Source organism: Dawidia cretensis, from assembly GCF_018598175.1.
Lineage (GTDB): Bacteria > Bacteroidota > Bacteroidia > Cytophagales > Cyclobacteriaceae > Ohtaekwangia > Ohtaekwangia cretensis.
In genome coordinates this window covers 167,385-194,374 of the sequence record NZ_JAHESE010000007.1, presented here as the reverse complement: position 1 = coordinate 194,374, position 26,990 = coordinate 167,385, and the positions used below count along the sequence as shown (strand labels likewise).

Below are 26,990 nucleotides of genomic sequence, written 5' to 3'. Positions count from 1 at the left end.
TTCGATAACAATACATCAAACCCTCCCTTTATGAAATTATCGAGAAACCCTCTCTCATTTCTCGTGGTCTTACTGCTGCTCATTGCCTGCGGTGAAGATCCACTACGAGATGTCACCGAACGCGATCTCGTCGCTCGCGAGGCCAATCCTGGTACAACGGGTATCGGCCCGCCGCCACCCCAGATTCCCTGGACGTGCTCGCTCACAACAAGCACAGAATCTCTCGCATATCATTTTTATGCGTTAGGTGACCAGTTCTTTCAGGGACAAGACCCGACGGCAGAAATTGTGCCGATAGAATATAATAGCCTGGGAAACCCCATCAGCATCAAGACATACGGCGGGTATTTCGATAGTACGCGTTCGGTTTTTAGCTACGATGCATCGGCACGGCTAAAACGCCTTGTCCGGAATGGATACCATATGATAAATAACGGGTTGAACTATACCACCACCTATAATTTTTCCTACCAGGGCACAACCTCTGTTACTGTATCCCGGGTAACAACGCCCAGTGCACTATGGCCGCCTTTCGATATGGGATACACAAAGCTTTATTTGGATGCCGAGGGGAGAGTCAGGGAAAAGCGTGAATATCATGCTTCTACGGATGCTACGGCACAGTATATTTTGAAGTATGCGTATAATTCAGCCGGTAACCTGTTGACCATACTCTATATCGAGCCGAACGAAGGTCAAATGACCCTGGCTAGATTTGATGCCTACGACACGAAAAAGAATCTCTATAAAACAAACAAGGTCTGGCAGATGCTGATGGAACAGTACAGTAATAATAATCCCACGGACTTTACGGTACAGTGGCCGGGAGCGGGTTTTAAAATGCGGTTTACCGTACAATATCTTTATAATTTGCCCGGCTATCCGATTAGTTTTGACAGAGAGCGGAATGACTACTATATCCCCACAGGCGAGTGGCAATATGCCTGCTGCACCGTCCACAATGAAATGACGTATAACTGTCGCGTGGTGCTGCCAACCCCGTAACCGGCGGCGCAATACCTTTCACCCCGACTTCGTCCGCCATCGCGCCGCTTAGCACGATGGCGGGCTTTTTATTTCCTGTTCCTCAAAACTTCACCGTCAGCGACCCCCGAATGATCCTGGGCGCCTGTGCATTCAGATAGTTACCCCAATACACTTCGTTGGTAAGATTATCGGCCTTCACCACTAACAATAAACGTCCGTAGATTATATAAATAGGTGAGTCCGGAATTCTGTAATAAACCACCCCAACCAGGCCGCTTTCATCGGGTCCCAAACACCAGGGCCACTTTGACGTTTTTTGAACCTTTCCTTACGCAAAGTTAAACATCTGCGCCCGTGCTCGTTCGCTATCTTTGATGGGCGCAGCAATTGAAATTGTATTGCACGGCGTGCCACGCTGGCGGTATGCGCTAGAAAGAATAATATGATTGATATGACGATAGACAGGCCTTTTGGGAAGTGGTGTACGTGTTTGGTATTGGTAATTCTGCTGTATGCATGCGGCGAAAAAGCCGATACGGTATCGGCGTTGTCGGTACACGAAGTGATGGATAGCGTCATCACAAGGCTGTACGCGCAGGTGCCAGCGGAGCAATTTGACAGCATTGATGATGCCTTTATGTTACGGTTTTTGACCCCCGAAGAAAAGAAGGTCCTGGCTACCCGGTATCAATACTTCCGCGTAAATGTGCCCGCGGTGGTATCGCTGATGCGACACAAGGATCAGCAGACGGTACCTTTTTGGCTGGAGGATACCGGCTTTATCCGATCAGAAAAGATCGTAAAAAACGAAGAATATGAGTATGAAGTGTGGCAAAAGCAATTCGAGCCCGGGTTGGTACAGCTTGGCATCAATGGATTCGACAAACACCGGCCGGTATACTTTGTTTCCGTAGGGCCGGTAAACGCCGCGGATGAGCTGAAAATAACAGACGCGTTTCCGGAGCAGTTCCCCACCGTGTCCATGAAGGTGGGAGCGTTTACGTACCATGACTGGCCGGGCCTGGAGTTGACGGCAGTACCGCCGGAACTGGTCGGACAACCGCTGTTTACGACGGTACGTGGTCGGGCGCGGGAAGCACATGTCGTCGGGGCGTTTCGCGAAACACTTTTCCCTTCGTCCGCCAGGCCGGATCAGGTCATGCTGACGTGGAGCGGCGATCCGCAAACGACAATGGATATACAGTGGCGTACGCGCCCAGGAGTAAAGGGCAGCGCCGTAAGGTATTGGGTGGCCGGGACGGCGGATACGTTGGAGGCAAAAGCGGTTTCGAATACGCTGCAAGACCGCATGCTGTACAATGACCGGTATATACAGCGTCACACCGCACAGCTACAGGCGTTGAAGCCGGGTACGACCTATGCCTACACCGTTGGCGCCGGGTCGGGTAATGACTGGTCGCCGGCTGCGACCTTCGGGACGGCAGAGGACGCTGGCAAGGGATTTTCTTTTATCTGGTTTGGCGATACTCATTGCTTCTTGGATTCCGGGCGAATGATTACACTGGCGGATCAGCAGCAGAAAGACATCGCCTTTTACTCCATCGCCGGCGACATCGTCAGCACGGGCCTGTATCGCGATGAATGGGACCGCTTGTTTCGGTACTCGGGCGAAGCGTTTTCCCGGAAACCGCTTATGCCTGTACCGGGCAACCATGACCGTCAGGACGGGCTGGGTGCGCAGCTATACTACGATCTTTTTAGTTTGCCGCACAACGGCCCGCCGCGCGTAGAACCGGAGGCATCGTATGCGTTCGAGTATGGTGATGCGCTGTTTCTCATGATCGACGCTACCTCCGAAGTGACCGACCACACCGCCTGGATCGAAGAGAAACTGAAGGGCACGAAGGCATCCTGGAAGTTTGCCATGTTCCACTTCCCGCCATACAACTTTGAGGAACCCTACCAGGATATTCAGCAAGCCTGGGTACCCCTGTTTGATAAGTACCATGTGGACCTGGTGATGGGTGGCCACATTCATTATTACATGCGTTCCAATCCCATGGCCGGAGGAAATGTGATGAATAGCTTCGATCAGGGCACCGTGTACACCATCTCGATCAGCATTCCCAGCGAACACAACGATATCGGTATAGAGCCCTACGCCGCCGTGCGGTATAAAGACGGATACTTTTACCAGCGGGTAGACATCGCGGGCGATGTGTTGAGCTACCGCACATTCGACGACAAGGGTACCTTGAAAGATTCGTTCACCATTCGCAAAAAGCAAAAATGATGAGACGTCTCGCATCTTATTCTTTTATACTGGCCGTTGGCTTGTCGATCGTGGCCTGTAAACCCGATCAACCCGCAGCCATCCGCCAGCCTGTTTTTCAGGACGTATCCTTTCAGCAGGACTACAGTAAGAAATATACTACGACCGACAGTACGCTGGTACTAAATCATGTCGGGACCGATCGCAATGGCGTGGTACAAATCCTGTCCTCTCAGGGGCTGCTGCATCCGTATGCCGGGGAATCTCTGTACCCGGGCACGTTGGTCGCCGACAGGTCTTTCCGGCCCTTACAGAATAAAAAGATACGTGCGTTTGCCACATATCGGCAACAACTGGTATACCTGGACGACAAAGCTGTGTCTGGTTGCCCTACTGGATGGGGCGCTACCTGGGTGTTATCGGCGCAGCCGACACCGTTAAACCTTAACCCCGAGCACGTAGGATAATAGGAGTCGACCTGGGGGAACCAACGTGCGGGCTGGAGTGGAATCAGAAGGGTGTATCCATCAGCAACGCGGTGAGATCTTTAACAACCGCGAGTCGCCGGCTGGAAATCTATCAATCTAGAAATGAGAACATCGCCTTGCTCGGCGCGGCGGCACTGCTCAACCGTCAGCCCGCGACTATCGGCATGCGATGAACCGTTAGGTGTACTATAGACTGTTATTGCGCGTATTCACCAACGCAAATTCTGCGTACGCGTGCCGCGATGTAAAAATATCTCTTTCACTTCTTGCGCAAAGACTGAACTGGTTAACGCAAAATGCGCGCACGGTGCGGGGCATTCGTCGCTACCTTTGTTCGTTGAAAGACGAATATATAGCGGTTGACGGAAAAAGTATAGATTATTTGATTGTATAGTTACTTCCGCTTTATGAAATGATTACCGTTTTATAATCACCGTAACCGAAACTTAACACACATAAAACAAACCTGTTTATATATGGAATTAGACTTTTACAAACAAAGGCAAGGACGGCGACGTGCACGGTTGCTGGCCCTGTTCATGATGCTGATTGTAAATGCCGGAATGGTGTTTGCATCGAACGACATTACGGTGTCGGGAAGAGTGACGTCTGCGGAGGACGGTACCGCACTGCCAGGTGTGAATGTATATGTCAAAGGCACGCAGTCGGGTACCATGACGGATGTTGAAGGTCGGTATACGTTATCCGTGGCAAATAGCGAAGCCGTTGTTATTTTTTCGTATATCGGGTTCACGACACAGGAAGTTGTTGTTGGCGACCGTACGACCGTGGACGTGACGTTATTACCGAATTCCGAGTCGTTGGACGAAGTGGTCGTAACGGCCCTCGGCATTAAACGCGAAGAACGTTCCCTGGGATATTCCGTGGGAAAAGTGAATGGCGAAGACCTGAGCCGCATTCCGCAGGAAAATGTGCTGAACGGCCTGGCCGGCCGGGTACCGGGTGTGGCTATATCTTCTACCGGCGGACCGGGTTCGTCTGTGAGCATGATTATCCGGGGAGCTAAATCCCTGAGCAGCGATAACCAGCCGCTCTTTGTCGTAGACGGCGTGCCGGTGGCGAGTGGCCTCAATAATATCGGCGGCTTTGGAAGCGACAATCGCGTGGACTATGGCAATGCTATTTCGGACATTAATACGGATAATATAGAGTCGGTGTCGGTGCTGAAAGGCGCCAGCGCGACCGCGTTGTACGGTTCGAGGGCAGGAAACGGTGTGGTGTTGATTACCACCAAATCCGGATCGCGGGCTAAGCGTATGACGATAAATGTATCCACCAACAATGCCTTTGATATACCGTACAAGTTTCTTCCTTTTCACAGCAAATTCGCTATCGGAGTACGTCCCTACACCCCCGACAATAACCCGTCCGGTGTGTTGACGATCGACGAGGAGTCGGTGGCCGGCAATGGCCCGGAACTTGACAAAGGTTATAAAGCCATCCAGTGGAACAGCCCGCTCGACGAGAATGGCAATCCCATTCCGACAGCATTGGTGTCGCACCCAGACAATGTAAAAGACTTTGTACAGACCGGGATCACGTCGACAAACTCAATCTCTATCGCTAACAGCACCGAGCAGCTGAATTACAATATTGCATACACAAACATGTCCAACCGCGGGATCATTCCCAACTCCGACCTTTTTCGGAACTCCCTGGATCTGAGTACCGGAGTGCAGCTGAATCCGAAGGTAAAGGTGAGCACCAACCTAAACTTCACCCGGAGCAATTCCAACAATCGCCCGGCTAACAACCGCGGCGCGAATCCCATTCAGTGGGCGTACTATGTATCACCGCACATCGATATCAACGATCTGCGTAATTACTGGGTAAAAGGCCAGGAAGGCCTACAACAGCTTACACAGGACAATGGAGCCGGGGAATACAACAATCCCTATTTCCTGGCGTATGAAGTGAACAATAGTTTTGTTCGCGATCGGGTGTATGGCAATATCAAAGCCGAATGGCAGATCTCCAACGCTTTCAGCCTGATGGGACGTTACTCGATGGATACGTATCGTGAGCAACGTGAATCCAAAATAGCCAACAGTTATACCGGCGAGCCAAACGGTGCCTATGGTGTGGTAAACATGGACCGGCTCGAACGCAACGCTGACTTTCTGCTTACCTATAAAAAAGACTTTGCGCCCTGGCACGTCACAGCGTCGGTGGGCGGGAACACGATGTATCAAAAGTCGGGCAATGTGTCGACTTCCAGCAAATCCGGAGCCGGTCTGATTACACCGGGAATATATACTATCCAGAATATTGCTGTGGACAACCTCGACTACAGTAACTATTTCGGTGAAAAAGGTATTTATAGCGCGTACGGCCTGGTAAACTTGGGGTATAAAGATATGATCTACCTGGATCTTACCGCGCGTAACGACTGGTCGAGTACGTTGCCGAAAGGAGAAAATTCTTACTTCTATCCATCCGCCTCCCTCAGTGTGCTGGTGAACGAAATGTTGCCCATGCCTGAACAGGTAAGCATGCTGAAGCTACGGGGCGCGGTGGCACAGGTGGGTAATGATACCGGTCCCTACCAGTTGATCAATATTATGAATACCGCCAGCGCATGGGAAGGCACGCCACGGGTAACAAGGCCGGCGGACTTGCTTACACCCGCCTTAAAGCCCGAGATCTCTACTTCTACGGAAGCGGGAGCGGAGTTCGGCCTGCTGGACAATCGCATACGATTCGAAGGAACATACTACACGACGGACAACAAAAACCAGATCATTCTGACGGACATGGCGCCGTCGTCGGGGTTCGAAAGGCAAAAAATAAACGCCGGACTTCTGCAGAGCCGTGGCTGGGAGTTTGGCCTGGGCGGTACACCCGTTCAAAAAGGCGACTTGCGCTGGGACGTTTCGGTGAATTACAGTCGCAACCGCACCAAGATCATAGAGCTGCCAGAGGAGCTTAAATTCTATTCTTTCTGGAGCGACGGGCGGGCCGAGGTGAGAACCTATGTCGGCGAAACCATCGGCGACATCTACGACAGCAAGATGGTGACGGTAGAAGATAAGAACTCTCCGTACTATGGTTACCCGCTCCTGAGCGACGAAGGCACCTGGCAGGTGATCAGAAGTAGCAATGTCAAGAACAAGATCGGAAACTTTAATCCCAACTTCACCATGGGGCTGCAAACTACGGTAGCGTACAAGGCCTTTACGTTGAATATGTCTTTCGACTGGCGCAAGGGTGGCGATTTTATCTCACAAACATATCGATACGCAGAGTCGGATTTGAAGACACAAAGATTTTTGGATTTGCTGATCAATCCGGGAAATCGCACAGGCCAGGAATTGCGCGATTGGCTGGTGGCAAACCAGGGAAGTTTGATTACCGATGGTATCAATATCGTCGGTGGTCCAACGGCAGCGTATGGCGGGCAACCACTGGAGCCCGGCGACGGTGTAACGCTCAATGACGGCGTCTTCAATCCCGGCGTAATAGCACAGTATGATGGTGACGGAAATATCATTGGGTATTCTGAAAATCTGGGTGGAGAGGGAACGAAGTATGTTCCCTACGCCGATAACTATCCCTGGGATTTTATGGGTGCTGCCATGTTCGATGCCTCATTCATCAAGCTCCGGGAGATCTCCCTCGCGTATCAGCTGCCGGCGCCGTGGGTACAATCCATCGGCATTCGCAACGCGTCGCTGTCGGTCTACGCCCGGAACATCATGCTCTGGACGGCCGCCAAGATAGGAGTAGATCCTGAACTGGCGTTCCAACCCGAGTCGGGCGCGCAGGGAAATGGTATCCAGTTCAAGCAAGGAATTGAACGGTACAACGTTAGCCCCTGGACTATTTCTACAGGTTTTAAATTGAGCCTCACTTTCTAAAACGCGATCACATGAAACTTAAATATTTCGCAATAGGTATCCTGATGGTCTGTCTCTCGTGTGACGACCTGACCGAACTCAACGAAAATCCGAACGGCGTAGAACCCGGCGTAATCAATCCCAACCTGGTATTACCAACTGTTGTGACGGAAGCATCAAAGCTATACCTCAACCTGGGTTTTGGAAACATTGCAGGGGTGATGCAGCATACGCAACTCGACGCATGGTTCGACGAGCATAACGACTACGCCTGGACGAATCAGAGCTGGACACCCTACTATGGCGTCTTGCGTGACAACAAAGTTTTATATGAGCGTTCTGCCGAGCTGCACATGGAGTTTCACCAGGGTGTTTCACTGATCATGAAGTCTATGATGTTTGGACTGATCACAGACCTGTGGGGAGACGCTCCCTATACCAATGCCCTGAACGGCGATCTGTCAGGCCTGGAGAATAAGCTGCCGGTATTCGATGATCAGGAGACGATCTATCGCGGCATTATTGCCGATTTGGAGACAGCCAACACGCTGCTGTCAAAAGACAAGCAAGAATATATCGGCCTATACGAAGATGACGAGGTACCGTACGCATCGATGCATATGGATCCGGCCCTATGGCGAAAGATGGCCAACTCCCTGTTATTGCGTTATTATATGCGTATCTCTTCCAGGCTTCCGGATGTTTCCCGTCAGGGAATTGAGAAGATTTACGCGCATCCCGACGAGTATCCGCTGATCACCTCCAGCGACGAAGACGCCACGATGTCCTATGCCGGCAATAGCGAGGGGGACTCCTGGCCGTCGAATGCGGTGTTCGATGCCAGCGGTAGCAACTACCGCCGGAACAGAATGTGTGCTACCCTGGTAGAGGTTTTGCAGGCATCGAACGATGCGCGACTCGGTGTATGGGCAAGCAAGGTGGAAATTCCACTGGTGGTCGACGCGGGGCTTCCGGAAGGTACCGATAAGATAGAGGACGGTATGCGCTACCTGTCGCCCGACGTCGTGGGAGCAAAATTGATTGATACCGACCCTGAGTACGTCGGTATACCGCCCAGTATTTCGAACTTGCCTTCGGGCTACAACCTGAATCCTACCCCAGGCCAGACGTCGAACAACCCACACGTTTCTTACCTCAGCCCGATATACGCCGACGCTGCCGGCCCGTTGCTGAAAGCCAGGCTGATCTCTGCTGCCGAGGTCCACTTTATCCTGGCCGAAGCTGCTCTGAAAGGTTGGGCCACAGGTGCTGCAAGCGAGCACTATTTGGCGGGTATCCAGGCGTCCTTCGAGACGTGGGGCGTAGCCGACACGTACGACGACTATGTAACGCAACCAGGCGTGATGCTGTCGGGTGACACCGATGAGCGTTTGGAAAAAGTAATGATGCAAAAATGGATCGCCAGTTGGTCGGCCACGACAGAGTCCTGGTTTGACTACCGTCGTACCGGCTTACCGGTTTTGAGCGCAGGACCTGCTGCTGCGCGAGATAAACTGCCCGTCCGGTTTTATTACATGCAGGACGAGATCGAGATGAACGCCGCCAACACAGCAAAGGCCCTCGAACGGTTGGAGAAAACGCAGTACACCCAGGCCGACGGCGCCAACAGCGCATGGTCCAAGCCGTGGTTGTTGCAAGGTACTTCGAAGCCCTGGTAACATTTGTTAGTAGTTTGTAGGTATAGCGGGGGCTATGGCTCCCGCTATTTTTTATACAATTTCATCGATTCAAATTCTGTTTTTCATGCATAAAAAGTGGTTTGTAGCGCTGGCAGTGGTTTTTACCGTGTCTGCTGGCTTTGTCCGGTATATGTACGTACGCGGCGCAGATGCCGAGTATTACGACTACAACGAGGAACATCATGGTCACACGCACGGCCATGCCGTTGCGCTGCCCAGCACGTTGCTATTCCCCAAGCCAGAGCCCGATCGGGTCATTCTGAACCTTTCGGAGATGCCGGAGACATGCCTGGCCGTAAATTGGCGGACCGATACCACGGTGGTGGCGGGCTTTGTGGAATATGCTGTGGCTACGGCAGGGCCGGAGTTCCGCGACAAGGTCATGCGGTTGCCGGCGCAACGCGAGTATCTCCAGGTGCGGCGCGAAGAAGAACCGATCGTCACCGCGCATTACTTTTCGGGACGTCTGGAAAAACTCACACCCGGTGAGCAATACGTATACCGCGTGGGGAGTGAAGCCGCGTGGAGCGAGTGGTTCCAGGTGCGCATGCCCGACGCTGCGCACAACAAGATCTCCTTTCTCTATTTTGGCGACGCGCAGAACGACCTCAAGTCCATGTGGTCGCGCGTTATCCGGGAGGCCTACAAAACGGTGCCACAAGTGGACTTCATGCTGCACGCGGGCGACCTGATCAACCGCTTCGATCGCGACGTGGAGTGGGGCGAATGGTTTTATGCAGGCAGTTATATTCACGCCACCGTGCCCAGCATGATGACGCCCGGAAACCACGAGTATGGAAAAGGCGTGCAGCTATCGCCGCAGTGGCGCCGGCAGTTCAATTTGCCACGCAACGGCCCCAAGGGCCTGGAGGAAACGTGCTATGCCGTGAACTATAAAAATCTGAAGGTGATCTCGCTCGACGCCGAGCAAATTGATGAGTCGACTGTATACCGGGAACAGCAGGCCGTATGGCTGGATTCCGTGCTAACGCACGACCCGCGCCCCTGGACGGCGATTACTTTTCATTACCCTGTATTTTCGACCTCGCCCAATCGTGACAACGAAAACCTGCGTAACCATTTTAAGCCGATCTTCGATAAACATCGTGTCGATATCGTGCTGCAGGGCCATGACCATGCCTATGGAAGGGGTATGGTGAAAAACGTGCCGACGGGCTATAGCGTCAAAGACAAGACATCGGGTACGGTATACGTTGTGTCGGTTAGCGGCCCCAAGATGTATGAGCTGTCCAACGATCCGTGGATGCAACGCAAAGCCCGTAATACACAACTGTTTCAGATCATTTCCATCGAAGGCAATACGTTGTCGTTCGGATCGTATACGGCCCGGGGCGAGCTGTACGACGCATTTGACCTGGTAAAATCGAAAAAGGGTGTCAACGCATTGGTAAACCGTATTCCCGATACCCCCGAACGCTTGTAACCGGCACTCCGGATAATTGTACTATTTTCACGACGCTTTTATATTACGAATGTCACTGCTATGATGAAAAATAAAGTACTGGTCGCCATTGTCCTGATGCTGCTGACGATCTTATTCTTTGCGCAAAGCCTCCCGGCACAATCCACCGTAACCGCCGCTGCGGCGCTGGAGGCGTATCTCGGTAACGGCGATACATCATACCGGTGGGAGGTGAAAGACACGTATACCCGGGGATCGGTCCAGGTATATAACATCCGGTTGGTATCGCAGCAGTGGCATGAATATCGGTGGACCCACCAGCTCTCCGTGTTAGTACCGGCAGATTGCCGTCACGACGGGGCGCTGCTTTTTATTACCGGTGGGGGGAATAAAAAAGGCGAACCCGAGTGGCGTGGTCCTGACGATAAGCTGACGGTAAGTCTCGGCGACATGGCGACCGCAAACCACGCGGTGGTCGCCATCCTGCGCCAGACTCCCAACCAGCCGCTGGTGGGCGATCTGACCGAGGACGCCCTGATCTCCTATACGCTGCATCAGTTCAAAGAAGATGGCGACTACTCCTGGCCGTTGTTGTTCCCGATGGTCAAAGGGGTGGTGCGCGCCATGGATGCGGTCCAGGAGTTTTCAACGAAAACGTTGCAGCGGGATCTACACCGGTTTGTGGTGACAGGTGCCTCCAAACGCGGCTGGACCACGTGGCTGACCGGCGCCAGCGACAAACGGGTGGCGGCCATTGCCCCGATGGTGATCGACGTGCTCAATATGCCGGTAAACCTGGATTACCAGGTCAAGATGCTGAAAGAATATAGTGTGCAGATTCAGGATTATGTCAAGCTGGGTATTCCGCAAACGGTTCATTCTGAAAAAGGAGACGCCATTACGGCGATGGTAGATCCCTATGCTTACCGTAAAAAACTGACGATGCCGAAGATGATCTTCATGGGGACGAACGACGAATACTGGACGGTCGACGCTGTGAAGCATTACATCGACAGCATACCGGGCCGTAACTTTATACACTATGTGCCAAACGTGGGGCACGACCTGGGCGATAAGAACCAAGCCTTTCAGGCCCTCAGCGCATTCCTGGGAATTACCCTGGCGCATCAGCCCTATACGGCCTGCCAGTGGAATGTTACCCCCGGTAAAAAAGGCGTGACCCTGAGCGTAACGGTAACACCGGATGCCCTGGTGGACGCCGTGCTTTGGTCGGCTGCGTCAGACGATACGGATTTCCGAAACGACACCTGGAAGGGACAATCGCTGGGACTTAAAAAGAAAACGGCGGTCATTACCACGACGACGCCGTACCCGCAGAAGGGGTACCGGGCCTTTTACCTGGATTTGAAATACAAAGATCCCAAAGGCGGTGAATATACTGAAAGCACCCGCATGTTTGTGACGGATAACGACGAAGTATTCTTAAAATAAACAGCTGCGATATGAACGTGCGTGTTTTAGGGTTGGTGTGTTGCGTATTTCTTTACTGGACCGATGCCACCGCCCAGCGAAGCATAGAAGCTATCCGCCAGGACTTCCGGAATGTTACCGGTACAACGGTATTGGTGGCCGCCCACCGGGCGGTACACAATCGTTACCCTGAAAATTCTATTCCGGCGATCCGGGAAGGCATTCAGGTGGGAGTGGACATTGTGGAGATCGATGTGAAGGTATCCCGCGACGGTGTGCCATTTCTGCTGCACGATCATACCCTCGATCGTACCACCACGGGTAAAGGCGAGGCCGAGGCGCTCACCTGGAAACAGCTGCAGGAGTTTTTCCTGGTTGACAAGGGCCGGAGAACATCGCTCAAAATCCCGTCGCTGGAAGAAGCTCTGGAGGCCGCCGCCGGACATGTGCTGGTCGACCTGGACCTGAAGACCGACAACATTATGCCAATCCTGGCGATTGTTAAAAAAACGGCCACAGAGGATATTGTCTTTTTCTTCGATTCGGATTATGCCATGCTTCGCCGTATTCAACGGGCGGAGGATAAGCTCATGATAATGCCGCGGGTGCACAACAATGCCGAGACTGACTCCGCGCTTGTCTTTGACCCGCCCGTGGTACACATCGACTTTACCTGTTATACCGAGCAGGTTACGCAGCGTATACGCGACAGTTTTGCCCGCACGTGGATTAACGCCCTCGGCGACCTCGACGACGATTTGCGTAAAGGCCGCGAGAAGCGTGCGTTAAAGACGTTGCTCGAGCACGGCGCGAACATCGTACAGACAGACGAGCCTGCGTTGTTGCTGACCATACTTCGCAAGAACGACCTGCACCCATAACAAACCTGCATTTCAAAGAAAGAACGGATTTACACACTATGCCGTAGCGCCTTGTTTTGCCAGCATATATTTTTTGCGATACTCCATCGGAGTAACACCCTTTATTTGTTTGAACTGCCGTGCAATGTTCTTGCTATCGCTTAGTCCCAGATCGAGCGCGATCTCGAAAATGGTCATGTCCGTTTCCAGTAGCTTTTGCGTAAAACGTTCAATACGCTGATTATAGATATATTCGTAGACGGGATACCCGGTAATCTGGATAAAACGTTTTTCAAGTGACCGGCGGGACAATGGCACTTCCTTTAATACCTGCTCCACATTGAGGTTTTTGTCCAGGTTATCGTGTATATATTTCAGCGCGCTAACAATATATTTGTCCTGGCTGGCAAAGATGTCGGTCGATTGCCGGGAAATTATCTGGGTCGGCCGTACGATGATGTCCGGGCCGGAGCAGGTGCCTGTACGGATCATTTGTTCCATGACACGAGCGGCGTCGTAACCGCTTTTTTCCGTGTCGAGGCCGAGGCTCGAAAGGGGAGGGTCGGAGAGGTTGCAGACCATCTCGTCGTTGTCCACACCCAGCACGGCCATGTCTTCGGGAATGCGTATGCCCGCGTGGCGCGCGGCCTCGGTAATATGATGCCCTTGGTTGTCATCGCAGGTCATCAGCGCCATCGGTGTGGGCAGTGACCGAAGCCACTGAATCAGCACGGAGGGTTTATAATACCATACATCCGCTGGAGCGTCTTCGCTATGCTCATAGTAATGCACCGTATGGCCCGCCTGCCGTAGACGCTCTTCAAAACCCTCGGCACGCTCACGTGACCAGACGATGTGCTGGAAGCCATAGAAGGCGAAATGGCTGAATCCTTTTTTTAGAAAATACTCAGCACCCATTCTTCCCGCTTCGTGGTAGTCGCCGGTAATGTTGGGGATATTCGTAAAACGTTCTTTGAAGTCCTGGGCCAGCACGGGGATTCCCGCCCGGGTGAATTTCTGGATTTCTTCGGTATGATAGAACTGACCGATGATGCCGTGCGCCCCCCATTCCCGAGCCCATTGCAGTATACCATCGATGCCGAGGTGCTCACGGAAGTATGCGGGCATACGACAAAAGGCCCAGGGACCGTGATCTTTCGAATAGCGGGTGATGCCGCGGAGCAGGCTCTTGCCATACTCCTCGCCGAAATCGAATAGTAGAATGATCTTGATCATAAGTATTATTATTAATGGTTTGGTAAAATCCTAATACTGATGTCATGTTATTCAACGTGTGTCTTCGCTCGAAACGGTTGGATTATAAAATATACTAATTTAAACGGAGTTCTTTTCGCGTTCACCGCGACGGAAGTGGGTGTTGTGGTGGGCATAGTGCAAAGGAAAGACTGGCGGTGGGCACCACAGCTGTAAGAGCATGCGATGTGAACCACCCCGGAACATAAAGGAAGATTTTTCCTGTGTCGTGGGCGTAATGGCTGTGTGAATATTATATTAACTTACATCGGCATGGCTATCCGAAAGAATCGAAGACTTCCTTAGTTTTTCAGGACCTCTACTTCTATCCGGTCGTTAGCAGCAGCCTGTTCATAAACAGCCAACTGGGCACCATAGCCTTTGGTACTGATGCGTGCGGCGTCAATGCCTTTGCTGACGAGGTATGCCTTAACGGCTTCGGCGCGAAGTCTTGACAGCTCCTTACCTGATCCATGGTTGGTGGTATTGGTGGCAGGGTCTGGCGCAAAAAAGTTAGTAGTAGTAGTACCGAGTGTTGTTATGTCGCCACGTTCGTTGCTGTGGGTGTGACCATTGAGGCGAATCCGACAGCGGGGATTGCCCATCAGGTTTACAAGCTGGAGAAGCTCGTCCTCAGATGCCGGTGTGAAGATGGCAGTATGATCAAAAAATTTAACGTTCTCGAGCTCTATATAGTCACCCTGGGCTACGGGCACAAGCTTGATGGGAATAACGCCATCTCCCGCAGCGCCAGGATTGTCGTAGGGTATGATCCGTTTGGCAAGCTTGTAACCGACCACATGGCAGACAATTGCCAGTTTCCTGGACGTTGGCGGAAGTATAATAACTTTCTCATCGGAGGCGATGCGCTGTGGCTGCGTGCCTGCCTCCTGCAGGAGGTAAACAGGGCCGGAAACTGCGGTGTTATCAGCACCGGTCGTAAGCCGGAAGATAAATTCTTTGCCTGCCGGCGTAGCAGGTGTTGTTTCGATGGCAGATTTAGTAGCCTCCGTATTGGCGGCAGAGTCTGTTGCCAACGTTTGTGGAGCCGGCGGTTCGGACTGGGTTGTGGCGATGACGTTGGAAGCAGGCAAAGGGGCGGCGCCTGTCTCTGTATCATATTCTGCGAGAGCGTTGGCCTCAATAGCCGCGTTTCCTTCAAGTGAACCCTGGTAGATCCAGGTACCCGTGAACTCGGATTCCAGGCGTAACCGATAGGCTATCTGCCGCGCGCGCTGCGGATCGGCGGTAACCTGTACGTATACATAGTAAAGCTTGCGGGCGGAATTGAACGCATATCGCGCCGGATGGTTACTGGCGAGCACATGCTCCGTGAACCGCTCGGCATTCTTTTGAACAGCAAAGCCACCGACAACCACATAATAGGTTTCGGACTGATTCTGGGCCTGGGCTATGCCGCATGTGACGGAAGCGATCAGGATGAGGAGATTCCGCAGCGCGGTAGAGGAGGGTCGACCTATAGACATAGAGGGGCGAATGTAAATCGAAAAACAAATAAAACCAGCGACACATTATTCCTTTCAACTCTTTTTTCGATCGCCCTTCAGGAGTTTCTGAAAATTCAGCCAGGGTAATTGTTTTGAGAAAACACGCAAGATGGATTGGAAACCTCCGCTTAAAATCGCGGCACCTCTCTTTTTAAGTAGAGATTAAGTTATCTCTCAGCCTCAATTTCTCCACGAGAATCAGTTTCCCAATCACCCCAACCCCACCAATTTTGAAAATTTTGAAAAAAATTATCGCATTAATGGGTTAAAAGCCGAATTAATAAGGATTTAAGAGAAAATTAATTGAACCCGCCTAGGTTTGGTTTACCGCCAACGATTGAATTATTGGTCGCAAACGGTAACAGTAATCATAACCAAAACCTAAATGTTCAATTCTATGGGTAAAATCTACCTGCTTTTTTCTCTGGCCTGGTGTGCTTTGGCCTCGGCGCAGGCGGCGTCAGTCAAGGGGACCGAGGCTTCTCTATGGGAGAATAAACATGCTGAAGGGCAACGAACCGTTGGCATTTCAACGGCAAGCGATGGGGCCTTCCGGGCAACTGGAAGGATGAAGAATGAAGAGGCTGATGCGGTGATTCCGCAAGGCAGGCAAGTTACCGGTACAGTGAACGACGAAACCGGTGCAGGGCTTCCGGGTGTTAGCGTCATCATCGAGGGGTCGACCGGGGGGACTGTGACAGACGCCGACGGAAAGTATTCCATCGTTGTCCCGTCAGACGAATCTGTGCTGTTATTCAGCTTTATAGGATATGTTATGCAGAAGGTCACAGTCGGCGCCCAATCGGCAGTCAATGTGTCCCTGGAGGCCGACGTCACAAGCCTGGGTGAAGTTGTTGTAATGGGTTACAGCACACAGAAAAGGGCAACCCTGACCGGCGCGGTATCGGTAATCGATAACAAGGATATCGTCCGGACCAAAAATGAAAACGTGCTGAATGCACTGACCGGTAAGCTGCCAGGCGTCCGGATCGTACAAAAAAGCGCTGCACCGGGCGCCTATGATACGCAAATTGATATTCGGGGTATGGGTGATCCATTGTTTGTCATCGATGGCATCGTGCGTGACAAAGACTTTTTCGCCCGGATGAGCTCGGAAGAAATAGAAAATGTGTCCATCCTGAAAGATGGCTCCGCAGCCGTCTACGGGTTGCGCGCAGCCAACGGTGTGGTCGTGGTAACAACCAAAAAAGGTGTTGCAAACCCGAACGGAAAGGTCGATATCACCTTGAATAGCAGCACCTCCTGGCAGCAATTCCTGTATGTACCCAAAAGCGTCAACGCCGTGGAATACATGACGTTGAAAAATGAGCAAGTGGCGCAGGACTTTGGAAAAAGCTACTTCGAGCGTGCCACGCCCATCTATACCGAAGATCAGATCGAGGAGTTCCGCAACGGAACCCGAAAATCCTACGACTGGTTCGATGAGGTATTTAAAAAAACTACCCCACAAACCGAAACCAACCTCAGCGTAAACGGCGGCGGCGAAAAAATGCGCTACTACTTCAACCTCGGCTATAATAAGCAGATGGGTTCCTATAGAAGTAACGACTACTACTCCTCCCGGTGGAACATGCGCACCAACATCGACGCTCAGATTACCGAAAGATTGAGCGCACGCGTTTCATTAGGAGCGATCATGGTCGATACACACCAACCGAATGGAACAGGCTGGAGCACCTACAAACAAACCTGGCTGGCCCGTCCGGATGCAGCCTTCTATGCAAACGACAATCCCATATTCCCGAACGGTGACCCCCAGTTCCTGCCCGAAAGCACCAACATGGTGACACAGACAAACTCGGACTATGTGGGCGAAAATATCACCAAAGACAGAAGGTTCAACGGAACCCTCACGCTGGAGTACGAGATTCCCGGAATAGAAGGACTGTCCGCAAAGGGCGTCTACGATTATTCTCCGAGCGTGCCCGATTACACTACGTATAAACGCGCATACACCGCGTTTCGCTACAACGCAGACACGGATACGTACAGCCCTATTGCGAGAAATACACCTTCCAGCATCCAACGGAGCGTCGACATCAACTACAGCACAAACATGCAGCTGGGATTGCACTACAACCACACCTTTGCAAGCGACCATAATGTAGGCAGCTTCCTGATTTATGAAGAAAGATACAACGCCTGGGATGGCATCAACGCATACCGCGAGCTGTTCGTAGATTCTGAATACTTATTCGCCGGTGAAGATAAAAATCAACAGGCCACCCAGCGCGGCGTGGGCGACCAGGCGAGCAAGTCGCTGATCGGTTCCTTAACCTATGACTTCCGTGGCAAATACATGGTCGATTTCAAATTCCGCTACGACGGATCCTCACGCTTTCCGGAAGGCAATCGTTTTGGTTTCTTCCCCTCTATCTCCGCCGGATGGCGCCTGAGCGAAGAAAGCTTCATTCGCGACAACTTCGACTTCTTGAACAACCTGAAGATAAGAGGTTCGTATGGCGAAATGGCGGACGACGCCATCGCCGGAATTTATCCTCCCGCACCGGGCTACAGCTTGAATGGTGGTGAGTACGGCTGGTACTACGGGGGCACACTAACGGGCGGTGTATCGGCCCAAGCCATTCCGAACGAGAACCTGACATGGTATAACGCGAAATCCTATAACGTCGGACTCGATTTCACGTTCCTCGACCAAAAGTTGAGCGGTACGTTCGACCTCTATAAGCGCGACCTGACCGGCATCCTGGCAACCAGCTCTGCTGTCATCCCGGGTACTGTAGGCGCCAGCTTGCCGCAGGAAAACCTAAACAGCGAACGTAACTTCGGATATGAAATATCCCTCCGCTATACCAATACTTTTAAAGACATCAATTACTATATCGGTGGCCAAATTTCCGCAACCAAGCGTAGAAGAATCGACTGGCTGGAAACACCCGCCGGTAACTCATACGACAAATGGAGAAACCGCACCGCCGGACGTAACACCGATATCTGGTGGGGCAACGAGTCTGAACATCAATTCACCAACTACGAACAAATTCAGAACTATGGAATTCCTGTAGGACAAGGCACATTGCCCGGCGATTGGGCCCTGAACGACTGGAACGATGATGGCGTGGTGAACAATTTGGATGAACATCCGATCGCGTCCATGGGCCGTCCTGTATTTAACTATGGCATTTCACTCGGTGGAAACTGGAAAGGGCTTGACCTGGCGTTAGACTTTCAGGGAGCGTGGGGTGTATACGTGCAGTATTCTGAAGTACTCACGGAAGCATTGCCATTCGGAGGACAAAATACACTGGACTACTTCATGGACCGCTGGCGTCCGGTGGATCCCAATGCGGATTATTTTAATCCCAATACACAGTGGATCTCCGGATATTACCCCGTTACAGGGCACGACGGTCGTCGCACAGGCACCAACGGTGTTCAGAATGCTTCCTATATGCGTTTGAAGACTGCGCAGATCGGTTATACACTTCCGTACGCATGGACATCGAAAATCAAGATGCAAAATTTGCGACTCTATGTAAGCGGCTACAATCTGCTGACGTTTACCGGTCTTGAGAACATCGATCCGGAACGTCCTACCTCCGGTGGTACCGGTGCCCAGTCCGTCGAGTTCTACAACTATCCGGTGAATAAGACCTACACCATTGGAGCAACTGTCAAATTCTGAAAAGAACTGAACTATGAAAAAACAATTTTTAATATATATAGTATTCCTGTGCTTTGGGATTTTCTCGTGCCAGGATTTGAATCTGGAGCCCAAAGGCATCCTGGGTGAGCCCGAGCTCTTTGGTAACGAGAACGGCGTGAAGAAATACTTCGCAGCGATTTACAACGGTCTCCCGATAGAGGATTTCATATACTTCGCAACGGAATCCGGCAACTATTCAGGATTCCGCCCCGACCCGGACGGCTACTGGCAGTCCGGTAAAAACAGCCAGGGAAACATGAGTGGCGAGTTTTTCAACACCTGGGTGCTGCCCGATAACGACGGGTTTGCGTATTGGCCCTACGACCGTGTTCGCGACGTGAATATGTTTATTCAGAACTTTCCCAACTACAAGGGAAATTATGCAGACGAAGTGTATAACAGTCTGCTGGGGGAAGCGCACTTCCTACGCGCGTTCTACTACTTCGGCATGGCGAAACGCTATGGCGGTGTTCCCATCGTGAGAGACGTACAGGATCCGCTGGCAGGCGCAGAAGTCCTGGAAGTACCCCGGAATACAGAATACGATACATGGAAGTTCATCTATGAAGACCTGACATTTGCCATTGCCAATATGGGGACAAAGGTCGATGAAATAGGACGGGCAAATAAGTATGTAGCCGCGGCATTGCTGTCACGCTCCATGCTGTACGCAGGTTCTATTGCGAAGTATAGCCAGTACCTGGGTTTTCAGGGTGAAGCCGCTACGGCCGCTGGCTTTGCGGGCATTGATGCTTCAAAGGCGGATGAGTTTTTCCAGTACTGCGTAGACGCAGGCAAAGTGGTCGAAGAAGGTCCTTTTGCATTGTATACCAAAGCATATCCCGACAAAGCCAAGAACTTCGCGGATCTTTTTCTGGACAAGTCGTCGACCGAGAATATCTTCGTCAAGCCCTACGACATAACCTCTCCCGGCGGCCTCCGGCTGCGTCACAACTATGATGCACTCATGTGCCCTGCGCCCGACATGTCATCGTTCGTTGGCGCGGAAAGCTATCCGCCGCTGGATTTCATGGAACTGTATGAAATGCCGGACATTGTGAACGACGACGACGGTACACCGGTTCGTTTTGACAATCGCAGCGATATCAAAAATGGCATGGAGCCGCGCGCGCTCGGCACGATGTATTTCGACGGCGATGTATTGCGTGGCGCGACCTTTAACATCCAACGAGGGATCTATAAGAAATTCGACGTATCGGCATCAGCGGCTGATTTCGGTAGCGGTCTTGCCCCGATTAACAGCGGCGGGAATCGAATAACAGGCACCAGAACCACGTTGGTAGAAATGGACGACAACGTGGAGTACTCCGTTACAGGAAGGCACGGGAATTTTGAAAACGAGGGTGGAGAGAATAACGGCTGGGGATCAGCTTTCGTGCGCAAGTATGTAAATCCGGCGCAGGCAACAAGTGATGTTCAGGTGTACCGCAGTGCCCAGTCCTGGATTGTATTCCGCCTGGGTGAAATCTATCTGAACTCCGCCGAAGCCCTGTATGAGCTTGGCAGCAGAGATGAGGCGTTCAATTATATCGAAAAAATCCGCGAGCGCGCGGGTGCCGCGACAGTCCGTCCAATTCTCGATGTGTCGACTACGAATATCGGTACCATCAACCAGGCGAACTATCCGTATTCACTCGAAAGATCCCTGCAGTACATCCGCGACGAACGCGCACGCGAGCTGTATGGTGAAAATCACTGGTGGTGGGATCTTCGCCGCTGGAGAACGGCCGACCAGGTGTTGAACCAGTTCCGTCACCGCCTGCTGAGTTGCTACTGGGTGTATGATGAAAATAAGTACATCTACCTCGAAGAGTATAACCGGATCAACCGCGCCTGGACAGCTTCCAAACAATGTTACTATGAGCCGATTCCATGGGGAGAGATTGGTAAGAATAACAAGCTCCTGCCGCAGAATCCGCTTTATTAATTGTTAACCATTGAGATGAATACTATGAAAAAGATACTATATATAGCGCTTGGCATATTATTGATGTCGGTTACCGCCTGTATGGAGGTCGACAACTGGGCCGAACCCGATGCGGGGGTTCATGGTCGGGTAATTGATTCCTATACAGGGGAGAATTTACTCACCGCACAAGGCGATTGGGGAATTCGTATCTGGGAGAGAACCTGGAAAGAGTCGGTCCCCACGCCTCAATCACTTTCTGTGAAGCAGGATGGATCCTATAATAACAGTAAGCTGTTTGGCGGCACATATGACATGCTTCCGTATGGTGGTCCGTTCTGGCCGGTGGATACCCTTCAGGATGTCGTATTCGGCGGAAATACCGAGCAGGACATTACCGTTACACCCTATTTGCAGTTGCTCGGTTTTGAATATGCACTGAATGGTTTAAAATTAACCTTGAGCTGCGTGGTGAAGGCCCCGATTCGTCAGGGGCTCCCGAACCTGATTGAAGTGAAGCCTTTCTTAAGCCTTAGCCAATTTTGCGGAGCAACAAATTACATTGATCAGGCAGACTATAACAACAAAAGAATACAGTATAACAAGTCCTGGACGGAAGCGTTCGGTGATGTTGAGGAGAGTACTGTTCTCCACATAGGTCCACTGCCAGTAAAAGCCGGTTATACTTATTATGTGCGTTTGGGGGCCAATGTCAACGATGCCAACAAGAAGTATAACTATTCAGAGATCATCAAAGTGGTGGTGCCGGCAGATGCTCAGAACGATCCGGACGCAATCCCTGATTTTAAGAACGGAACATATCCCTTTACCAAAGCGGACTGGGATGGCACACGGTGGGGCAATTTAGCGGACTGGAAAACCAACGCAGCCATGCGCACCCGGGAGGGCAGAGGTGGTTATGACGGTGGCTGGGAAGGTGCGGCAAATGATAGAAAAAGCTTGGGATTTGAACATTGGAACGCCGGTGAAACGGCTATCGTAAACGGTAAGCTCTATCAAACATTCGACCTCCCTGTTGCGGGCACGTACCGGTTTACCATGAGCCTGGCGGGAGATAATCCCATTAAAGCAAATGGCGGCAACGATCCGCGGTATATTGTGGCCGCGCTTGGCGAGGATCTGCCGGATATCGAAAACATAGCGACGGCGCTCGCCTCTACCAACTTTGCCGGCTTGAATCAGGATACCGGCATAGCAACGATCGACTTTACGATCGATGGCCCTAAAAAGGTGTCGGCTGGTTTTGTTGTCAACTTTACCGGTAACGAGCAAAATGTGAGGGCGTCCTTTGTAAAACTGGAAAAGATCAATTAGGTCGTAGTTTATAGAACGGTTGTCCGGCACTGTTGTGCGGGACAACCTTTTTTCTTTTCATGATCACACCCCGGTTAATTCGTTGACTAAAAAATAATGAAACACATTTATGAGCGTATTTAGTAGCACGATAGTTTTGTTTTTAACGGCATTGATTTTTGGTTCAATCAATGTCACGGCGCAGCAAAAAAAACCTTTTATCACCAACATGTATACGGCCGATCCTTCCGCGCACGTCTGGCAGGATGGTCGCTTGTATGTTTACGCATCGCACGATATAGCACCGCCCAAGGGGTGCGATCTCATGGACCAGTACCATGTATTTTCTACAGACGACATGGTGAACTGGACTGATCACGGTGAGATCTTACGTGCCAGCCAGGTAAAATGGGGGAGGCCCGAAGGCGGTTTTATGTGGGCGCCCGACTGTGCCTATAAAAACGGCACCTATTACTTTTATTTCCCACACCCCAGCGGTACAGAGTGGAACAAAACATGGAAAATAGGAGTCGCAACCAGCAAACATCCGGCAAAGGATTTTGTAGCACAAGGCTATATCGAGGGGTTGGAATCCATGATCGATCCATGTGTATTTGTCGATGATGATGGGCAGGCTTATTTCTACTACGGTGGTGGTGGTACCTGTAAAGGTGGAAAGTTGAAAGACAACATGGTGGAAGTCGACGGAGAGTTAAAGACCATGGAAGGCCTGGTGGATTTTCATGAAGCCAGCTGGGTGCACAAATATAAAGGTGTGTACTACCTGTCGTATTCTGATAACCACGACGAAAATAACGATAAGGAAGGTGTTAAAGGTGATAACCGCCTGCGATACGCTACCAGCAACAGCCCCCTGGGGCCCTGGAAACATCAGGGGATCTATATGCAGCCTACTGACAGCTATACAAACCACGGCTCTATCGTCGAGTACAAAGGCAAATGGTATTCCTTTTATCACAACAGCTCACTTTCCGATCACGATTGGTTGAGATCAATCTGTGTTGACGAGCTCTTTTATAATAAAGATGGAACGATAAAAATGGTGAAGTAGTCCACCGTTAAAAGTGAAACAGGAACGTGCGTTGCCATCCGCCGTTCCTGTTTTTATTTTATCATACTATTTCCGTTCGGGCAACGTAAGCGCCAGCGGCTTCTCGCGTCGCAGCATTTTTGCGGCTTCCCCCGTCAGCCATAGGTAGTGATCGGAAGGTTTGTGATCCATATCGATAAACAACGTATTCTTGCCAACGGGCGGGTTGTCGGAGCCCTTGAAAATAGCTGTGCCCTCGTTCACCTCATCGAACATGGCGACATACAGCATCTCGGCACCGGCATTCAGCGCTGTAGAGATCATCTGCCAATAAAACCGTCCACCTTGACGGGGAATAGACCCTACCGGTTTAATATCATCCGGGAACGCATGCACACTGAGGTTATGCCAGCTGAAGCCGGGATACACACACGGTACATAGTCGACGTTGTTCTCACGACACCATTTCATGTCCTGTAGAAGGATGTCGCGGTAACGATCAATGTCGCTGTGCAGCAAAGGAGAGAAACGTTGCACGGCCCACGGCATCACCAGGTCGGCGCGGCGGATGAGCTCGTGCAGGTAAGGATCGGGTGTGCAGTCGGCGTCGAGTGAGCGCCAGGCGGTAGGGACTCCCAGCATCACCGAGCAGTTGCCGTAGACGGGATCGTTCTTCAGAAAATCCAGGAACCGGTCCATGCCGATGTTGCGAATGTTGTACGGACGATCGGGAAACCCGAGGCCCCATATTACTACCAGCGGTTTGCCGCGATGGTGCAGGTATGTCTTCTCGCCTTTTTGCTGCGTTACCTTCAATTGGTCAACCAGGTATTTCCAGTCTTCGATCAGCGATGAGCAATCCTGGCCGGAGCCCTTCAGCCCGGAGAGGTCGTACATCACGGCAATAGCACGTTTGTATTTGGATGCGGCTTCGAACGCATTTTGCAGAATAACCGAGGACTCTCTCTTGCGGTTCTCATCCCGTGCGTCGTCAAAGAAGCGTTGCATAAAAACGCCGTCCACACCATACTGCTGCATCCACTTGAAATGCAGGTCGACCGTGCTCTTATCGAGCGAGCTGAAGAAACGCGCTGGCGTTCCGTCGGCAAGCTTGTGGGGTGTCTCGTACGTTTTTTCGTATTCGCTCACGTCGGGCCACATGTCCACGCCGGAGCGATTGTCGTCCCCATAGGCATATCGTTTGGTGGCGCTGCCGTCGCCGGCGGCACGAAACCAACCCTGATAGCCAGCCATCACTAACCCTTTATAGGAGGGGAAGAGCGTGGCCGTATTGTGACGCACCTGCGCAGATGTTACAGTAGCAAAACTGATGAGAAGTAAGGATAGGATATAGTTCTTTTTCATGGTCGCCAAACTAGCGCGACGCTCTTAAAAAGAGATTAACAACCGATTAAACACCGGGGCTTCAAATGGTTTTTTGATGATCGGTACTTACTGCGTTACTTCCACAAGCTTTGCTTTCAAGTCCGGCGCCGGCATATCCTTGTCGAAGGGAAACATAGGCCGTTGAATACGTTTAAACGGGAGACGTTGCAGGTCCTGGTCCACGCCGCCTGGCGTTAATGCCATAATCCAATCTGCACGCATGTCGTATAATTCAGGAACAAGGTATCCCAGCTTTACGACAACGATATCCGCCTTGCGTGGATCTAATCCCAATCGGGTGAAGTCTGTCTCATGATGATAGGGTTTTCGTTTTTTAGTCACGATCACGTTTACGCTGCCGACTTGAACGACCACCTCCGTTTCAGCATGCTCGTCGCCCTGCACGATTGCTTTTACAATACCGCGCAGGAGCACCGGTGGTGCATACCGGTTATCCACCGCAGCACCCGCTACTCCTTCTACCTTTCCGCCGACACCGGCTTTTACAGCCTTCTCCACGAATTCCGGTCCGGGGAGGGCGGCGTAGATGAGCGACGGGCCTTTTTCAGTTTTGAGCTCCGGACGCTTCAGAATCTCGGTTAACGTCCAGGTGACGTCACCCGCGCCACCAGCGGTAGGGTTGTCACCCATGTCGCTGATCATGAAGGGATGTTTGTCACTCTTCAGCGCCTTGTCAAGACTTTCCTGTAGCGTAGCCACCGGCGCGATAAACTCGAACTGATGTCGGACGTCCCAAAAGCTTTGTGCCAGGCGTTCCGCGGTCGACGTGACTTTGTCCCGGTCGTCTCCCACAACCATCACCACAGCATGATTACGCGGCTCATCGGCCCAGGCATAACCAATCCAGATGGCAGCGTCCACTACACCCGGTTGATCCGCCGCCGGTGCGACTTGCGCATACAAACTTTTACCGGGGTCTACACGTGTGCTGGTCTTTTCACCCGGCAACAAAATGGGTACGGTGACATAAGCCTTAAATGGCGGCTTACCCTTTCCGCTCTCGATACGCGACAACAGGTTGTCCACAGCACGTTTGTCTGATTGCACGGCGTCTTCATGCGGCGCCATGCGGTAGCAGGTGATCAGGTCGCTGTTTTGTGCCAGGCGCCAGGACACGTTGCCGTGCAAATCCATGGACGTAGAGATGATGGTTTTGAAGCCTACGATTTCGCGTATTCGGACAATCATGTCGCCTTCCGGATCATCAAGACCCACAACGCTCATCGCGCCGTGTATGTCGAAAAAGAGACCGTCGTACGGAAGATTTTTCCGAAGACTGTCAAGCATTTTAGTCATGAGTGACTCATAGGCCTCACGCGTCACAATCCCACCCGGTATGGCCCGGCCGATCAGGGCGGGAAACCATGTCGCCCGTTTAAAATCAGCCGAGTCGGGCGACAGGAATCCATAGGATGACAAAATCGACTGACCTGTCCTGGCGTGAAAAGCTTCTTCGTGGGTTTGTGCTGGTGAAAACGTGCTCGACTCAATGCCAAGCCCAGCAATGGCAATACGGGGAAGGTCGTTTTTAGCAACATCGCTTTTTTCGGACTTGCTGCAGCAGGCAAGCATCACGGCTACTATAACGATGCAAGAGGCGTGGAATATTCTCATTTTACATACTTTACAGTCAAAATATAGGACAACTTCCATGCAGCTGCAAGAAAAATGCAGCAATGTCCTACATTAAGTGACCATGCCGGGGATGTGTAAGAGAAACAACGCTGGAAATTTTCTTCCTGAAAATGAAAAATTTCCGTGGGCGGCATGAGAGGTAAATTTCGAACGATCCGGGAAGAAATCGCTATCCTTATTGACAGACGAAGTCCGTATCCTATCCCGCATCATGCCTGATCTACTTT

16 protein-coding genes are annotated in these 26,990 nt (G+C 51.6%); 12 read left to right on the top strand and 4 right to left on the bottom strand.

The annotated features are described in order from the left end of the window. Positions 1–30: 30 nt before the first annotated feature. The 8 genes from KK062_RS10300 (at position 31) to KK062_RS10265 (ending at position 13,000) form a co-directional block, all read left to right on the top strand. Complete coding sequence (locus KK062_RS10300; RefSeq protein ID WP_254084205.1) at positions 31–1,005, top strand: hypothetical protein; 975 nt, start codon at positions 31–33, stop codon at positions 1,003–1,005. A gap of 433 nt (positions 1,006–1,438) precedes the next feature. Further along, a complete protein-coding gene (locus KK062_RS10295) occupies positions 1,439–3,241 on the top strand; it encodes a purple acid phosphatase family protein (RefSeq protein ID WP_254084204.1) in 1,803 nt (600 codons plus the stop codon). Continuing rightward, the gene (locus KK062_RS10290; protein ID WP_254084203.1) at positions 3,238–3,687 is read left to right on the top strand and encodes a hypothetical protein; all 450 of its coding nucleotides are present in this window, start codon (positions 3,238–3,240) and stop codon (positions 3,685–3,687) included. The genes KK062_RS10295 and KK062_RS10290 overlap by 4 nt, the downstream gene beginning before the upstream one ends. Before the next feature lie 497 nt (positions 3,688–4,184). Then, complete coding sequence (locus tag KK062_RS10285) at positions 4,185–7,586, top strand: SusC/RagA family TonB-linked outer membrane protein (RefSeq protein ID WP_317195761.1); 3,402 nt, start codon at positions 4,185–4,187, stop codon at positions 7,584–7,586. 11 nt (positions 7,587–7,597) lie between these two features. Beyond that, the gene (locus tag KK062_RS10280) at positions 7,598–9,244 is read left to right on the top strand and encodes a SusD/RagB family nutrient-binding outer membrane lipoprotein (RefSeq protein WP_254084202.1); all 1,647 of its coding nucleotides are present in this window, start codon (positions 7,598–7,600) and stop codon (positions 9,242–9,244) included. Between the two features lie 85 nt (positions 9,245–9,329). Then, positions 9,330–10,709 (top strand): purple acid phosphatase family protein, encoded by a 1,380-nt coding sequence (locus KK062_RS10275; RefSeq protein WP_254084201.1) that lies wholly within the window; start codon positions 9,330–9,332, stop codon positions 10,707–10,709. Between the two features lie 60 nt (positions 10,710–10,769). Further along, complete coding sequence (locus KK062_RS10270) at positions 10,770–12,140, top strand: PhoPQ-activated pathogenicity-related family protein (RefSeq protein WP_254084200.1); 1,371 nt, start codon at positions 10,770–10,772, stop codon at positions 12,138–12,140. 11 nt (positions 12,141–12,151) lie between these two features. Next, a complete protein-coding gene (locus KK062_RS10265; protein WP_254084199.1) occupies positions 12,152–13,000 on the top strand; it encodes a glycerophosphodiester phosphodiesterase family protein in 849 nt (282 codons plus the stop codon). Positions 13,001–13,036: 36 nt separating this feature from the next. Here KK062_RS10265 and KK062_RS10260 read toward each other — a convergent pair whose 3' ends face one another. Then, positions 13,037–14,215, bottom strand: a complete 1,179-nt coding sequence (locus tag KK062_RS10260) for an AraC family transcriptional regulator (RefSeq protein ID WP_254084198.1) — start codon at positions 14,213–14,215, stop codon at positions 13,037–13,039. Positions 14,216–14,535: 320 nt separating this feature from the next. Further along, positions 14,536–15,720 carry an OmpA family protein gene (locus KK062_RS10255; protein ID WP_254084197.1) on the bottom strand — a complete coding sequence of 395 codons (1,185 nt, stop codon included), beginning with the start codon at positions 15,718–15,720 and terminating at the stop codon, positions 14,536–14,538. A 418-nt stretch (positions 15,721–16,138) separates the two neighbouring features. Here KK062_RS10255 and KK062_RS10250 point away from each other — a divergent pair, with 418 nt between their 5' ends. The 4 genes from KK062_RS10250 to KK062_RS10235 all read left to right on the top strand — a co-directional run bounded on the left by KK062_RS10250 (position 16,139) and on the right by KK062_RS10235 (position 23,742). After that, positions 16,139–19,408, top strand: coding sequence for a SusC/RagA family TonB-linked outer membrane protein (locus tag KK062_RS10250; RefSeq protein ID WP_254084196.1), 3,270 nt, complete (start codon positions 16,139–16,141; stop codon positions 19,406–19,408). A gap of 13 nt (positions 19,409–19,421) precedes the next feature. Then, the gene (locus KK062_RS10245) at positions 19,422–21,377 is read left to right on the top strand and encodes a RagB/SusD family nutrient uptake outer membrane protein (protein ID WP_254084195.1); all 1,956 of its coding nucleotides are present in this window, start codon (positions 19,422–19,424) and stop codon (positions 21,375–21,377) included. Between the two features lie 24 nt (positions 21,378–21,401). Further along, positions 21,402–22,691, top strand: a complete 1,290-nt coding sequence (locus tag KK062_RS10240; protein ID WP_254084194.1) for a DUF5013 domain-containing protein — start codon at positions 21,402–21,404, stop codon at positions 22,689–22,691. A 109-nt stretch (positions 22,692–22,800) separates the two neighbouring features. Continuing rightward, complete coding sequence (locus KK062_RS10235; RefSeq protein WP_254084193.1) at positions 22,801–23,742, top strand: family 43 glycosylhydrolase; 942 nt, start codon at positions 22,801–22,803, stop codon at positions 23,740–23,742. 66 nt (positions 23,743–23,808) lie between these two features. On the opposite strand, the gene KK062_RS10230 is transcribed toward KK062_RS10235, so the two are convergent. Both KK062_RS10230 and KK062_RS10225 read right to left on the bottom strand, forming a co-directional pair. Beyond that, positions 23,809–25,086, bottom strand: coding sequence for a glycoside hydrolase family 99 protein (locus tag KK062_RS10230; RefSeq protein WP_254084192.1), 1,278 nt, complete (start codon positions 25,084–25,086; stop codon positions 23,809–23,811). A gap of 87 nt (positions 25,087–25,173) precedes the next feature. Then, positions 25,174–26,700, bottom strand: a complete 1,527-nt coding sequence (locus KK062_RS10225; RefSeq protein ID WP_254084225.1) for a M81 family metallopeptidase — start codon at positions 26,698–26,700, stop codon at positions 25,174–25,176. Positions 26,701–26,990: the final 290 nt, after the last annotated feature.